Origin of the sequence: Quadrisphaera sp. GCM10027208, from assembly GCF_042658805.1 — a bacterium.
Taxonomy (GTDB): Bacteria; Actinomycetota; Actinomycetes; order Actinomycetales; family SCSIO-59966; genus SCSIO-59966.
This window is the reverse complement of the sequence record NZ_JBHSRC010000003.1, coordinates 87,422-99,977: the sequence shown is the minus strand read 5'-3', so window position 1 is coordinate 99,977 and position 12,556 is coordinate 87,422. Positions and strand designations below refer to the sequence as shown.

At 74.9% G+C, this 12,556-nt stretch carries 15 protein-coding genes; 10 read left to right on the top strand and 5 right to left on the bottom strand.

Annotation, left to right across the window (positions count from 1 at the left end):
- The first annotated feature begins 20 nt into the window (after nucleotides 1–20).
- Nucleotides 21–665 carry a thymidine kinase gene (locus tag ACFP6A_RS05910; RefSeq protein WP_379602341.1) on the top strand — a complete coding sequence of 215 codons (645 nt, stop codon included), beginning with the start codon at nucleotides 21–23 and terminating at the stop codon, nucleotides 663–665.
- A 10-nt stretch (nucleotides 666–675) separates the two neighbouring features.
- Here ACFP6A_RS05910 and sepH read toward each other — a convergent pair whose 3' ends face one another.
- A complete protein-coding gene (sepH, locus tag ACFP6A_RS05905; RefSeq protein WP_379602339.1) occupies nucleotides 676–1,860 on the bottom strand; it encodes a septation protein SepH in 1,185 nt (394 codons plus the stop codon).
- A 138-nt stretch (nucleotides 1,861–1,998) separates the two neighbouring features.
- Here sepH and ACFP6A_RS05900 point away from each other — a divergent pair, with 138 nt between their 5' ends.
- On the top strand, nucleotides 1,999–3,138 hold the full coding sequence (locus tag ACFP6A_RS05900; protein WP_379602337.1) for a ferrochelatase: 1,140 nt from the start codon (nucleotides 1,999–2,001) through the stop codon (nucleotides 3,136–3,138).
- The gene (locus tag ACFP6A_RS05895; protein ID WP_379602335.1) at nucleotides 3,135–3,962 is read left to right on the top strand and encodes an inositol monophosphatase family protein; all 828 of its coding nucleotides are present in this window, start codon (nucleotides 3,135–3,137) and stop codon (nucleotides 3,960–3,962) included. The genes ACFP6A_RS05900 and ACFP6A_RS05895 overlap by 4 nt, the downstream gene beginning before the upstream one ends.
- Here the strand turns inward: ACFP6A_RS05895 and ACFP6A_RS05890 are convergent.
- Nucleotides 3,952–4,209, bottom strand: a complete 258-nt coding sequence (locus tag ACFP6A_RS05890) for a hypothetical protein (RefSeq protein WP_379602333.1) — start codon at nucleotides 4,207–4,209, stop codon at nucleotides 3,952–3,954. The two genes, ACFP6A_RS05895 and ACFP6A_RS05890, sit on opposite strands and share 11 nt — an antisense overlap.
- Before the next feature lie 364 nt (nucleotides 4,210–4,573).
- Between ACFP6A_RS05890 and ACFP6A_RS05885 the strand changes: the two genes are divergently transcribed.
- Nucleotides 4,574–4,870: a DUF4193 domain-containing protein gene (locus ACFP6A_RS05885; RefSeq protein ID WP_379602331.1), complete on the top strand. Its 297-nt coding sequence runs from the start codon at nucleotides 4,574–4,576 to the stop codon at nucleotides 4,868–4,870.
- On the opposite strand, the gene ACFP6A_RS05880 is transcribed toward ACFP6A_RS05885, so the two are convergent.
- Nucleotides 4,848–5,312 carry a DUF3093 domain-containing protein gene (locus ACFP6A_RS05880; protein ID WP_379602329.1) on the bottom strand — a complete coding sequence of 155 codons (465 nt, stop codon included), beginning with the start codon at nucleotides 5,310–5,312 and terminating at the stop codon, nucleotides 4,848–4,850. The two genes, ACFP6A_RS05885 and ACFP6A_RS05880, sit on opposite strands and share 23 nt — an antisense overlap.
- A gap of 53 nt (nucleotides 5,313–5,365) precedes the next feature.
- On the opposite strand from ACFP6A_RS05880, the gene dut reads away from it, so the two are divergent.
- From dut to ACFP6A_RS05860, 4 genes are read left to right on the top strand one after another with little or no spacing between them, the layout of a single operon-like run.
- The gene (gene dut / locus ACFP6A_RS05875; protein ID WP_379602327.1) at nucleotides 5,366–5,902 is read left to right on the top strand and encodes a dUTP diphosphatase; all 537 of its coding nucleotides are present in this window, start codon (nucleotides 5,366–5,368) and stop codon (nucleotides 5,900–5,902) included.
- A complete protein-coding gene (locus ACFP6A_RS05870) occupies nucleotides 5,899–6,615 on the top strand; it encodes a DUF3710 domain-containing protein (protein ID WP_379602326.1) in 717 nt (238 codons plus the stop codon). The genes dut and ACFP6A_RS05870 overlap by 4 nt, the downstream gene beginning before the upstream one ends.
- A complete protein-coding gene (locus ACFP6A_RS05865) occupies nucleotides 6,612–6,998 on the top strand; it encodes an OB-fold nucleic acid binding domain-containing protein (RefSeq protein ID WP_379602324.1) in 387 nt (128 codons plus the stop codon). The genes ACFP6A_RS05870 and ACFP6A_RS05865 overlap by 4 nt, the downstream gene beginning before the upstream one ends.
- Nucleotides 6,995–7,681 (top strand): DUF3159 domain-containing protein, encoded by a 687-nt coding sequence (locus ACFP6A_RS05860; protein ID WP_379602322.1) that lies wholly within the window; start codon nucleotides 6,995–6,997, stop codon nucleotides 7,679–7,681. Before ACFP6A_RS05865 ends, ACFP6A_RS05860 begins: the two co-directional genes overlap by 4 nt.
- 45 nt (nucleotides 7,682–7,726) lie before the next feature.
- On the opposite strand, the gene ACFP6A_RS05855 is transcribed toward ACFP6A_RS05860, so the two are convergent.
- A complete protein-coding gene (locus ACFP6A_RS05855) occupies nucleotides 7,727–8,389 on the bottom strand; it encodes a potassium channel family protein (protein WP_379602321.1) in 663 nt (220 codons plus the stop codon).
- On the bottom strand, nucleotides 8,386–9,051 hold the full coding sequence (locus tag ACFP6A_RS05850) for a potassium channel family protein (protein ID WP_379602320.1): 666 nt from the start codon (nucleotides 9,049–9,051) through the stop codon (nucleotides 8,386–8,388). The genes ACFP6A_RS05855 and ACFP6A_RS05850 overlap by 4 nt, the downstream gene beginning before the upstream one ends.
- A gap of 103 nt (nucleotides 9,052–9,154) precedes the next feature.
- Here ACFP6A_RS05850 and ACFP6A_RS05845 point away from each other — a divergent pair, with 103 nt between their 5' ends.
- Both ACFP6A_RS05845 and ACFP6A_RS05840 read left to right on the top strand, forming a co-directional pair.
- On the top strand, nucleotides 9,155–11,158 hold the full coding sequence (locus tag ACFP6A_RS05845) for an APC family permease (RefSeq protein ID WP_379602319.1): 2,004 nt from the start codon (nucleotides 9,155–9,157) through the stop codon (nucleotides 11,156–11,158).
- The gene (locus tag ACFP6A_RS05840) at nucleotides 11,155–12,444 is read left to right on the top strand and encodes a class I SAM-dependent RNA methyltransferase (protein ID WP_379602317.1); all 1,290 of its coding nucleotides are present in this window, start codon (nucleotides 11,155–11,157) and stop codon (nucleotides 12,442–12,444) included. The genes ACFP6A_RS05845 and ACFP6A_RS05840 overlap by 4 nt, the downstream gene beginning before the upstream one ends.
- Nucleotides 12,445–12,556: the final 112 nt, after the last annotated feature.

The following is a 12,556-nucleotide window of genomic DNA, read 5'->3' as shown; positions in this document are numbered from 1 at the left end:
CTCGGGCAGGATGGACGCCCGTGGCCGAGCTCGTGTTCTTCTCCGGGACGATGGACTGCGGCAAGTCGACGCTGGCCCTGCAGCTCGACCACAACCACGCCGTCCGCGGCCGGGACGGGATCGTCTTCACCCGCGACGACCGGGCCGGGCAGAACGTCCTGTCCAGCCGCCTCGGGCTGGCCCGGCAGGCCGTCGAGGTCACCGACGGCACCGACTTCTGGGCCACCGTCGTCGACGCCCGGACCCACGGGCGCCGGGTGGACTACCTCGTCTGCGACGAGGCGCAGTTCTACACCCCCGCCCAGGTCGAGCAGCTGGCCCGCCTCGTCGACGACATGGGCGTCGACGTCTTCGCGTTCGGCATCACGACGGACTTCCGCAGCCAGCTGTTCCCCGGCTCACGCCGCCTGATCGAGCTCGCCGACCGGGTGAAGGTGCTGCAGGTGGAGGCGCTGTGCTGGTGCGGTGCCCGAGCCACCCACAACGCCCGCACCGTGGACGGCGTCATGGTGGTCGAGGGTGAGCAGGTCGTCGTCGGGGACGTGGGGGACCGCAGCGGGGTGGTGTCCTACGAGACCCTGTGCCGCCGTCACCACATGCGCCGGATGAGCGCCGCCACGGCACGGGCCGCCACGGTGTCCCCGGACGTGCTGCCGTTCGCCTGAGCGTCCCGGCTCAGTCCCGTTTGGCGCCGAAGACGATCTCGTCCCAGCTGGGCACAGCGGGACGCCGGCCGCGGCGTGGCCGCCCCGCCGGGCCCGCGGGGGCGCTGGCCGTCGGCTGCTCAGCCTCGGCGACGGAGTCGGAGCCGGCGTCTGAGCTGACGGCGGTGGCGGTGCGTGCGTCGTCCTCGGTGCCCGCCTCGAGGTGCAGGTCCCGGCCCTCGTCGCCAGGAGAGGCCTGCGGCAGGGCCAGCAGCTCGGCGTCCGCGAGCTCCTCCGGCCGGGACGCCGGGGGGTGCGCGGCCGGAGGCAGCCCGCCGCCGTCGACGTCCTCGGCGTCGTCAGCGTCGTCAGCGGCGTCATCGTCGTCGTCGAGCGGCAGCACCGGCTGACGCCGACCCCGCCGCTCCCGCAGGGCGTCGAGCAGGTCCAGCGTGCGGGCCCGCTCATCGCTCTCGGACGCGGTCTGGGCCTCCTCGGGGCCGCTGGCACGGGAGTGCGCGGCGGGGACCGCCGGCGCGGGTGAGCTCCGGCGCGACCGGCCCGCGGGGCGCACCCCGCCGTCGGCCTCGACGTCGTAGACGTGCTCGACCGCGGCCAGCCGGCGACCGCCGGGCCGGGGCCCGGGGTCGCCCGCGGCGGGCGCGCTGAGCCAGCGTGCCTCGTCGTCCAGTGGCTCCAGGTGGCTTGCCGCGACGTCGTAGGCCCACTGGGCGATGCGGTCCTTGGTGCCGGCGCGGAAGGCGACCTGGACCGTCCACGTGGAGCCTTGCGCGCGCCAGGCGTCCCACACGGCGGCGGCGGCGTCGACGCCCCGGCCGGTGAGCCGCTCGGTGACGAGGTCCCCGAACGGCGGGCGGTGCGCCACCTGCCGGGCCGGTACGCGGCGGGCGCGGTCCGCGACGTGCTCGCGCTCGGCCAGCACCGGCCCCTCGTAGCGGCGGACGTGCTCCAGGGGTAGCCCTGAGGTGGCTGCGACGTCCTCGGCGCTCTCCCCGGCGCGGATCCGGGCCTGGATGTCCCGCGGCCGCAGCGCGCCGCCCATCTCGATCTGCAACTGGCCCAGACGGGCTCGGTCCCGGCGGACCGCGGCGCGCAGCGGCTCGTCGATGCGCAGCCGGAACCGCTCACCGTCGGCGCCGGTCAGCAGCAGGTGCTCGCCGTCGTCGTGGACACCGACGAGCCTCAGGTCGTGCATGGGGACTACCTCCGCCCGAGGGACTCTCTCGCCCGCTGACTCTGCCACCTCGCGGGCGGCCGGGAGAAGGTGGCGCGCCGGAGGAGTGCCGCTGTCGTCGGCGACCCGGAGAGGCCGCGCGACGGGCGTGCTGGGACGATGGGCACCGTGAACGACGGTCCGTACGACGCCCTGCTGCTGATGTCCTTCGGCGGCCCGGAGCGGCCCGAGGACGTCCTGCCCTTCCTGGAGAACGTCACCCGCGGCCGCGGCATCCCACGGGAGCGGCTCGCCGAGGTGGGCGAGCACTACGTCGCGTTCGGGGGACGCAGCCCGATCAACGACCAGAACCGGGCGCTGCTCGCGGCGCTGCGCGCGGAGCTCGACCGTCGCGGGGTCGACCTGCCGGTGTACTGGGGCAACCGGAACTGGACCCCCTACCTGGTCGACGCGCTGCGCCAGGCCCACCAGGACGGCGCCCGCCGGGTGCTCATGATCGCCACCAGCGCGTACGCGTCCTACTCCGGCTGCCGGCAGTACCGGGAGGACGTCGCCCGGGCCCTCACCGCGCTCGCCGGTGAGGGCCGCACGATGCGGGTGGACAAGCTGCGGCACTACTTCAACCACCCGGGGTTCGTCGCCGCCAACGTGGACCGGGTCGAGGCCGCCGTCCGACGCCTCACCGAGCGGGTGGACGCCGACGACCTGCGGCTGGTGCTCGTCACCCACTCCGTCCCCGAGGCCATGGCAGACACCGCAGGACCTGCCGGCGGGGCCTACGTCGCCCAGCACGAGGACGTCGCCGCGACGGTCGCCGCCGAGGTCTCGGCCCGGGTCGGCCGGGACCTGCCGTGGACGCTCGTCTACTGCTCACGCTCCGGGCCGCCGACGCAGCCGTGGCTCGAGCCGGACGTCAACGACCACCTCCGCGAGCTCGCAGCCGCGGGCGTCGACGGTGTCGTGCTGGCACCGATCGGGTTCGTCAGCGACCACATGGAAGTGGTCTACGACCTCGACACGGAGGCGGCCGCGACCGCCGGCGAGCTCGGCCTGCCGGTTGAACGGGCCGCCACCGCCGGCACCGCCGCTGAGTTCGTCGCCGGCCTGGTCGACCTCGTCCTGGAGCGGGTCGCCGTCGAGGCGGGCGGCGTCGTGGAGCGGCCCACCGTCGGCAGCCTGCCGCCCTCCCACGACGTGTGCCCGGTCGGTTGCTGCCGCAACCTGCGCGCCCCCGGCACTCCCGCCGCGTGCGGCGCCGACTGGGTGCCACCGGAGCCGGTCGGGGTTGTGGTCCCGTGACCAGCGACGCCGTCGAGGTCCGTGCGCTGGCGGGGCTCGCCGAGCGGGCCGCCCGGGCGGCCGGTGACCTCGTCCGCCAGCGGCCGGCGTCGGTGACGGTGGCGGCGACGAAGTCCAGCCCGACCGACGTCGTCACGGAGATGGACACCGCCGCCGAGGCCAGGCTCACCGAGGTTCTGCTCGGTGAACGACCGGACGACGGGCTGCTCGGCGAGGAGAGCGGTCTGCGGGCCGGCAGCAGCGGGGTCACCTGGGTGGTCGACCCGATCGACGGCACGGTCAACTACCTCTACGGCATCCCGGCCTACGCGGTGAGCGTCGCTGCCGTGACCGGTGACCCCGACCCGGCACGCTGGCGGCAGCTGGCCGCGTGCGTGCACAACCCGGTGACGGGGGAGACGTGGACCGCTGCCCTCGGGCAGGGCGCCGCCCTGGACGGCGCTCCGGTGCGCGTCACCCAGGGCGTGCGACTCGACCGGGCCCTGGTGGGGACCGGGTTCGGCTACACCGTCGAGCGCCGTCGGGAACAGGCCCGGGTGGTCGCGGACCTGCTGCCGCGGATCCGGGACGTGCGGCGCGCCGGGGCGGCGTCGCTCGACCTGTGCTCGGTGGCCTGCGGCCGGCTCGACGCCTACTACGAGCAGGGCCTGCGCCCGTGGGACCTCGCCGCCGGTGGACTGGTCGCCGCCGAGGCGGGAGCACTCGTCACCGGCACCGACGGTCGTCCCGCCGGGGAGGCGATGGTGGTGGCCGGTTCGCCGCCGCTGGCGCGAGCCCTGGTGGCCGAGCTCGAACGGCTGGGAGCCGGCAGGGTCACACGCTGACGTCCGGGTGGGTGGCGCCGGTGCCCGGGAGCTCGACGACGTCGTCCTCGTCCGCTGCGGTGAGCCGGGCGACGTCCTCGTCCAGGCCGGGGACCTCCAGGTCGTGCTCGGCGGCGAGCCGCGCGAGCGACTCCAGTGCGCCGGCATGCACCCCGACGAGGTAGTCGTCGCCGGTGGCCTGCGCCTCGGCCAGCGACTGGCGGGTCTCCTGCACCCGCTCGCTCACCTCGCTCGCGAACTCGCTCATGACACCTCCTCGACGTCCTCACCTGTTCGTGCTGCTGTGCGTCCTCGTGCCGATGTCGTGCCGCCCACGACGATAGACGGCCCCGGCGACCGGATCGGAACGCGACGGTGGACGACGGGTTGCCGGCGAGTGCCTCGCCGCCCTCCTGACCCGCGGTGACCTGCGCCGACGCTCTGCCCCGGCGGGCCCCCTGTGGGATGCGTCACGGGGCGGTCGACCGGTGCTGGGAGGTCCCGGGACGCCCGCCTGCGCGTCGGTCGACGAGGTAGGGCACAATCCCGCGCGCCGCGGGCACAAAGCCGCCGCCCGCGACGTTAGGCACATCGCCCCACCCGATGCCGCAGATCCGGAGCGTGACCCACCGATGGCAACCGACTACGACGCACCGCGCAAGACCGACGACGAGCTCAACGAGGACTCCCTCGAGGAGCTCAAGGCGCGTCGTACCGACAAGAACTCCGGCAAGGTCGACGAGGACGAGGCCGAGGCCGCCGAGGGCTTCGAGCTGCCCGGTGCCGACCTGTCGAACGAGGAGCTGTCGGTCCGGGTGCTGCCGCGCCAGGCTGACGAGTTCACCTGCTCGCGCTGCTTCCTCGTCCACCACCGCAGCCAGCTGGCCGCGGAGAAGGACGGTCAGCTCATCTGCGCCGAGTGCGCATGAGCGCGTCGACCAGCTCCTCGGGCCGGCGGGTCGACACCAACCAGTACGGGGTCGGGTCCTCCGGGTCCTCCAGCGGCACCCGGACCACGGCGTCCACCCAGCCGCGCAGCAGCAGGTAGGCCCGGGCGTCCAGCCGCGGGCCACGCTCCTGGCGGGCCTCCTCCCCGGTGAAGGCCTGAGGTGTCCCGAGCAGCGCCAGGGGCACCCGGGCCGGGCCGGCCTCCAGGACGTCGTCGGTGACCCGCACCCGCGGCGCGGTCGCGGCGAGCAGGGCGGCCACGACCACCGCGGCCAGCACCCCGAGGCCGACGGCGGCCGCCGTCCCGAACGGCACGGCGGCGATGCCGGCGCCGAGCCCCAGACCGGGTGCGAGGAGCCAGGTCGCCGGGCTGGGCCAGAGACGCTCGTCGAACTGCGTGGTCGAGGGCGGCGGGGTCGGCACCGCACCAGCCTGGCACGCCGCCGCAGACCGGGGCGCGGGTAGGGTCGGCCACCGTGACCGCTGCGGACGTCGAGGTGCTGCTGCACCGCCTGGACCCCGACCTGCCCGTCCCGGCCCGGGCGCACCCGGGGGACGCCGGGGTGGACCTGCGTACCCGCGTCGACGTCGAGCTGGCACCGGGCCGGCGGGTGACCGTGCCGACCGGCGTCGCGCTCGCGCTGCCGGCCGGGTACGCCGCGTTCGTGCACCCGCGCTCGGGGCTGGCGGCGCGCCACGGGGTCACCGTGCTCAACGGCCCCGGCACCGTCGACGCGGGGTACCGTGGGGAGATCCTGGTCACCCTGGTCAACACTGACGGTGAGCGGACGGTCGTCCTGCGGCGCGGCGACCGGGTCGCCCAGCTGGTCGTGCAGCGCGTCGCCGACGTGCGGTTCGTGCCGGTGGACCGGTTGCCCGGCTCCGCCCGGGGAGCCGGGGGGCACGGTTCGACCGGCGGGCTGAGCGCCGAGGCGTCGCCGGCCACGGCGACGGGCACGACGGCGACCGGGACCACTGGGACGGACACGACGACAGGAGGGGACGGCGGGTGAGGCTGTTCGGCAAGGGACGATCGACGCGCGAGGACGAGAGCGCCGGCGAGCCCGGTGCCGTCACCGAGGAGGCGGCGGCCGACCCGGCCGCTGCGCCGAGCGCGGCTCAGTCCACGGGTCCCGCGGCCACGACCGGCCCGTTCGACGAGGCCGACGCCCCTGCCGGCGTGACCCGGGTCGACCTGGGCGCGCTGCGGGTGCCGCCACGTCCGGGGATGGAGCTGCGCCTCGAGCTGGAGGAGAAGACCCGCCGGGTCGTCGCCGCGACCGTTGGACTGGCCGGGTCCACCGTCCAGCTGCAGGCCTTCGCCGCACCGCGACGGGACGGCATCTGGGACGAGATCCGCGCGGAGATCGCCACCCAGGTGACGAAGTCGGGTGGTAGCGCGGACGAGATCCCCGGCAGCTTCGGCCGTGAGCTGCTGGCCCGCCTGCCCGCCCGCACCAGCGACGGCCGCACGGCCCACCGTCCCGCTCGGTTCGTCGGGGTCGACGGCCCCCGCTGGTTCCTGCGAGCCGTGTTCAGCGGACCGGCGGCGGCCGACGAGCAGGCCGCCCGGCCGCTGGAGGAGGTCGTCCGCGGCACCGTCGTCGTCCGAGGGGCCGAGGCGATGGCGCCGCGCGACCTGCTGCCGCTGCGGCTGCCCGACCAGGGCGGCGGCGACGCCCAGGTCTCCACGACCAGCGACGGCGCGACGGCGGCGGAGTCGTGAGCACCCCACCGCCCCGCGGTCGGCTGCGGTCCGCGCTGTCCCGCCTCACCGCCGACCGGGACGAGCTCGCCGCCAGCGAGGAGTCCGCGCTGGCGGCAGCCTTCGGCGGGACCCCCTGCTCGGACCTGTACGACCGGGTACGCACGAGGGTGTGCGGTGTGCTGCGGACCGTGACCCTGCGTCCTCGTGGCGGCGTCCCGGCTCTGGAGGCTGAGCTGTTCGACGGCTCAGGCACCCTCACCGTGATCTGGCTCGGCCGGCGGGAGATCGCCGGCATCGAGCCGGGCCGACGGATCGTGGTGACCGGGCTCGTCAGCTGCTCCCACGGCCGGTCCGTGATGTACAACCCGGCCTACGAGCTGCTCCCGGTGGACGGCTCGTGAGCGAGGGGCGGGCCGGTCTGGCCCAGGCGGCCGGCGAGGAGTTCTCCCTCGCCGAGGCGGTAGGCGGTCCACGCGGGGTCGTCGAGGCCCTGCTGCCCGGCCTGCTGTTCGTCTCGTGGTTTACCGTCACGCGAGACCTTGACGGCGCACTGGTGGCCGCGCTCGGGGCGGCAGGTCTGCTCGTCGGCGCGCGGGTCGTCACCGGCAGCAACGTCAGCCAGGCCTTCGCCGGCGCCGTCGGTGTCGCGATCTCCGCCTGGGCGGCCGCGCGCACCGGGGAGGCGGTCTCGTACTACCTGCCGGGGTTCCTGCTCAACGCGGGCTACGCCGCGCTGTACGCGGCCTCGACCCTGCGGTACCCGCGACTGGGCCCGGTGCCGGCATGGGGGCCGTTCCCGGTGATCGGGGTGCTCGTCGGTCCGCTCGTGGGGGAGGGGCTCGCCTGGCGCCGGGACCCCGCTCGGCTGCGGGCCTACCGTCAGGTGACCTGGCTGTGGGTCGCGATGTTCGTCGTCCGGCTCGTCGTCCAGGTGCCGCTGTACCTGGCCGACGCGGTCGGCGCCCTGGGCGCGGCCCGGCTGGTGATGGGGGTCCCGCTGTTCGCGCTGACCGCGTACCTCACCTGGTTGGTGCTGCGGCGAGTGCCGCCGGCCCAGCCGCACACCCCGCCGCCGGTGGCCTGAGCGGTCCACGCCGCGCCCCGGTCGCCCGTCCCCTCGGGCCTCGGGTCATGTGGTGGCGCGCAGCAGCTGTTGCAGCTCCTCCTCGCTCTCCGGCACGGTGATGAGCAGCAGCTCGTCGAGGCCCTCGAGGACGTCGTCCGGGGTGGGGGCGATCGGGCTCTCCTCCCGGATGATCGCCACGAGCACCGTCTCCGGAGGCCAGGCGACCTCTCCGACCGGGGTGCCGGCCAGCGGCGAGTCCTCCGGCAGGGTCAGCTCGACCATCGTCGCCTTGCCCTGCTGGAAGGTGAAGATCCGGACGAGGTCGCCGATCGCCACGGCCTCCTCGACCAGCGCGGTCATCAGCCGAGGCGTGGACACCGCGACGTCGACGCCCCACGCCTCGTCGAACATCCACTCGTTCTTCGGGTTGTTGACCCGGGCCACCGTGCGCGGGACGCCGAACTCGGTCTTGGCCAGCAAAGACAGCACGAGGTTCGCCTTGTCGTCGCCGGTCGCCGCCACCACGACGTCGGTGCGCTCCAGACCGGCCTCGCTCAGTGAGGCGAGCTCGCAGGCGTCCGCCTGCAGCCACTCGGCCTCCGGGACCGACGACGTCCGGACCGCGCGTGGCTCCTTGTCGATGAGCAGCACCTGGTGCCCGTTGTGCAGCAGCTCGCTGGCGATGGAGCGGCCGACGCTGCCGGCGCCGGCGACGACGACCCTCATCGTGCTCCCTCCGGCGCGGCGCCGAGCGCGCGCTCGACCCTGGCCACCTCGTCGACCCGGACGGTGGCGTGCAGCACGTCGCCCTCCTGGAGGACCGTCGTCGGTCGGGGCAGGACGCCTTCGCCCAGCCGGGTCAGGTACGCCACCCGGCAGCCCACCTCCTCTTCCAGGTCGCCCACGGTCCGCCCCACCCACCCCCGGTGCGTGCTGAACTGGGCCAGCAGGACGGTGCCGCTGGCGTCCCGGTACTCCCCGGCCGCGCCGCGCGGCAGCAGACGGCGCAGCATCTGGTCGGCCGCCCAGCGGACCGTCGCGACGGTCGGGATGCCGAGCCGCTCGTACACCTGGGCGCGCCGGGGGTCGTAGATCCTGGCCACGACGTTGGCGACGCCGAAGGTCTCCCGGGCGACCCGGGCGGCGAGGATGTTGGAGTTGTCGCCGCTGCTCACCGCGGCGAAGGCGTACGCCTCCTCGATCCGGGCCTCGCGCAGGGTGTCCCGGTCGAACCCGACACCGGTGACCGTGTCACCACCGAAGTGCGGACCGAGGCGCCGGAAGGCCTCGGCGTTCTGGTCGATCACGGCCACCGTGTGCCCGTGCTCCTCGAGGCTGTGGGCCAAGGTCGCGCCCACTCGGCCGCAACCCATGATCACGAAGTGCACAGGGCAACGCTACACGCGCAAGCCCACGCCTCGGACGGGCCGCGGGACCCACGCCTCGGACGGGCTGCGGGACAGGGGCCGGACGGGCCTAGCATGGGCCGCCGTGCCGAGCCTCGTGGACGCCGCCAAGCGGCTGGTCGTCGGCCGCCCCCTCCGCAGCGAGCGGCTCGGAGAGACCCTGCTGCCCAAGCGGCTCGCGCTGCCGGTGTTCGCCTCGGACGCCCTGTCGTCCGTGGCCTACGCTCCCGACGAGATCATGCTCACCCTGGCGCTGGCCGGGGTCACCGCCTACGTGCTGTCGCCATGGGTCGCCCTCGCGGTCGTACTGGTGCTGCTGGTCGTCGTCGCCTCGTACCGGCAGAACGTCCGCGCCTACCCCTCCGGCGGCGGGGACTACGAGGTCGTCACCACGAACCTGGGGCCGAGCGCCGGCCTCACCGTCGGCAGCGCGCTGCTCGTCGACTACGTCCTGACCGTCGCGGTGTCGATCTCCTCGGGCGCCCAGTACGCCGCCGCCGCCTTCCCCCAGCTGCGGGGCCACGAGGCGGCCGTGGCCTCCCTGCTCGTCGTCGTCCTGATGACGATCAACCTGCGAGGGGTCAAGGAGTCCGGGCGGGCGTTCGCCGTCCCGACCTACTTGTTCATGGCGGCCATCCTCGGCACCTCCGCCTGGGGCTTCGTCCGGTGGTTTCGCGGGGACCTCCCGCTCGCCGAGAGCGCCGACCTCGACCTCGTGCCACAGCCGGGCTTCGAGCAGGGTCTCGTCGGGCTGGCCGGGGCGCTCCTGGTGCTGCGGGCGTTCTCCAGCGGCGCTGCGGCCCTGACCGGGGTGGAGGCGATCAGCAACGGCGTGCCGGCCTTCCGGGAGCCGAAGAGCAAGAACGCCGCCACCACCCTGGCGCTGCTGGGGGCCACGTCGGCGACGATGCTCATGTCGGTCGTGGTGCTGGCCAACCTCATGGAGCTGCACTTCGTCGAGTTCCCTTCCGAGCAGCTGCTGCGTGACGGCCAGCCGGTCGGCGAGGACTTCGTGCAGGACCCGGTGATCGGCCAGATCGCCAGGGGTGTCTTCGACACGTTCCCGCCCGCGTTCTTCGTCGTGGCCATCGCCACCGGTCTGATCCTCGTGCTCGCCGCCAACACCGCGTTCAACGGCTTCCCGGTGCTGGGATCGGTCCTGGCCCGTGACGGGCTGCTGCCACGGCAGCTGCACACCCGGGGTGACCGGCTGGCCTTCAGCAACGGGATCATCGCGCTGTCGGCGGCCGCCGTGCTGCTCATCGTGGCGTTCGACGCCCAGGTGACCCGGTTGATCCAGCTGTACATCGTGGGAGTCTTCATCTCGTTCACGATGAGCCAGACCGGCATGGTCCGGCACTGGACCCGGCTGCTGCGCACGACCGTGGACCGGGCCGAACGGCGTCGGATGCTGCGCTCGCGGGCGATCAACACCCTGGGCCTGGCGATGACCGGCACGGTGCTCGTCATCGTGCTCCTCACGAAGTTCACGCGCGGGGCGTGGATCACCCTGGTCGCGATGGCGGTGCTCGCCCTGCTCATGCAGGCGATCCGCCGGCACTACGACCACGTGGCCAGGGAGCTGGCCGTGGCGGAGGGGCCCAGCGCGCGGGCGCTGCCGTCGCGGGTGCACGCGCTGGTGCTCGTCTCCAAGATCCACAAGCCGGCGCTGAGGGCGCTCGCCTACGCCCGGGCGTCCCGGCCCTCCGCGCTCGAGGCCGTGACGGTGAACGTCGAGCCTGCCGAGACCCGGGCCCTGATGGCCGAGTGGGAGAGCCTGGAGCTGCCGGTACCGCTCAAGGTCCTCGACTCCCCGTACCGGGACGTGACTAGGCCCGTGCTCGAGTACGTGCGGGCGCTGCGGCGGGACAGCCCCCGCGACCTCGTCGTCGTCTACGTGCCCGAGTACGTCGTCGGGCACTGGTGGGAGCAGCTGCTGCACAACCAGAGCGCGCTGCGGCTGAAGTCACGGCTGCACTTCGTGCCCGGGGTCGTGGTGGCCAGCGTGCCCTGGCAGCTGCGGTCGTCCCAGGGGGTCGACCAGTGGCAGGACGTGCCCGGTGGGACGCCGACGGGCAACGGGGCGTGACGACCTCCGAGGGCCTGCTGGAGCTCGTCGTCGGCCCGGTCGCCCACGGCGGGCACTGCGTCGCCCGCCACGAGGGCCGGGTGGTCTTCGTCCGGCACGCCCTGCCGGGGGAGCGGGTGCTCGCCGAGGTGACCGAGGGCGGCTCGCGGGACAGGTTCTGGCGCGCGGACGCCGTCGCGGTGCTCACCCCGTCCCCGGACCGCGTCGTCCCACCGTGCCCGTTCGCCGGACCCGGTCGGTGCGGCGGCTGCGACTGGCAGCACGCGGCCCCGGCGGCGCAGCGGCGGCTCAAGGCCGACGTCGTCGCCGAGCAGCTGCGCCGGTTGGCCGGGATCGACGTGGACGTCGAGGTCGAGGCGGTCCCCGGCCCTGGCGTGGACGCCGGCACGGGGCTCGGCTGGCGGACCCGGGTACAGCTCGCTGTGGACGACGGCGGACGGGCGGGCTTCCGCCGGCACCGCTCGCACGACGTCCAGGTCGTCGACGACTGCCTCATCGCCACCGACGGCGTGCGCGCACTGGGGCTGACGCACCGGCGCTGGCCGGGGGCGGTCGCGGTGGAGGGCGTCGTGCCCGCCACGGGCGACGACAGACTCGTCGTGCTCACCCCCTCGCGTCCTGGCCGCCGGCCGCGGCTGCCCGACCTGCCCGAGGGCACCTCGGTCGCTGTGGCCACCGCGCCGGGGACCACCGAGCGGGTGCGCGGGCGCACCTGGGTCACCGAGCAGGTCGGGCTGCCGACCGGTCCGCGCTCCTTCCGGGTCACCGGCTCCGGCTTCTGGCAGGTCCACCCCGGCGCCGCGGCCGTCCTCGTCGAGGCCGTGCACGAGGCCCTGCGGCCCCGTCCGGGTGAGCACGCGCTCGACCTGTACGCCGGCGCGGGGCTGTTCGCTGCCGCCCTCGCCGGCGCCGTCGGCCCGGACGGCGCGGTGCTGGCCGTCGAGGGCGACGCCCGGGCGGTCGCCGACGCCCGGCGGAACCTGCACGACCTGCCCCAGGTCGTCGTCCGGCAGGGTCGGGTCGACGCCCGGCTCGGCGGCGCCGGCCGGGCCGACGTCGTCGTCCTCGACCCGCCCCGCACCGGTGCCCGCCGGCAGGTCGTCGAGGCCGTCGCCGCCCTGCGGCCCCGCGCCGTGGCCTACGTCGCCTGCGACCCGGCCGCCCTGGCGCGGGACCTGGCGTACTTCGGCAGTGCCGGCTACCGGCTGGCCGGCCTGCGGGCGCTGGACCTGTTCCCCCACACCCACCACGTCGAGTGCGTCGCCCACCTCGTCCCGGCCACCTGACCCCCCGATCTCTGGAGGCTTTCCGGGGTCTCGAAGCGCTCCGAGACCCCGGAAGGCCTCCAGAGGACGCCGCGGACGGCGGGGGGGGGCGTGACAGTGAGGGCGGGACGTG

Excerpts from the sequence above, each read along its gene's own strand:
- sepH (WP_379602339.1), bottom strand. The coding sequence starts at position 1,860 with ATGCACGACCTGAGGCTCGTCGGTGTCCACGACGACGGCGAGCACCTG.
- ACFP6A_RS05885 (WP_379602331.1), top strand. The coding sequence starts at position 4,574 with ATGGCAACCGACTACGACGCACCGCGCAAGACCGACGACGAGCTCAAC.
- ACFP6A_RS05900 (WP_379602337.1), top strand. The coding sequence starts at position 1,999 with ATGGGCACCGTGAACGACGGTCCGTACGACGCCCTGCTGCTGATGTCC.
- ACFP6A_RS05855 (WP_379602321.1), bottom strand. The coding sequence starts at position 8,389 with ATGAGGGTCGTCGTCGCCGGCGCCGGCAGCGTCGGCCGCTCCATCGCC.
- ACFP6A_RS05890 (WP_379602333.1), bottom strand. The coding sequence starts at position 4,209 with ATGAGCGAGTTCGCGAGCGAGGTGAGCGAGCGGGTGCAGGAGACCCGC.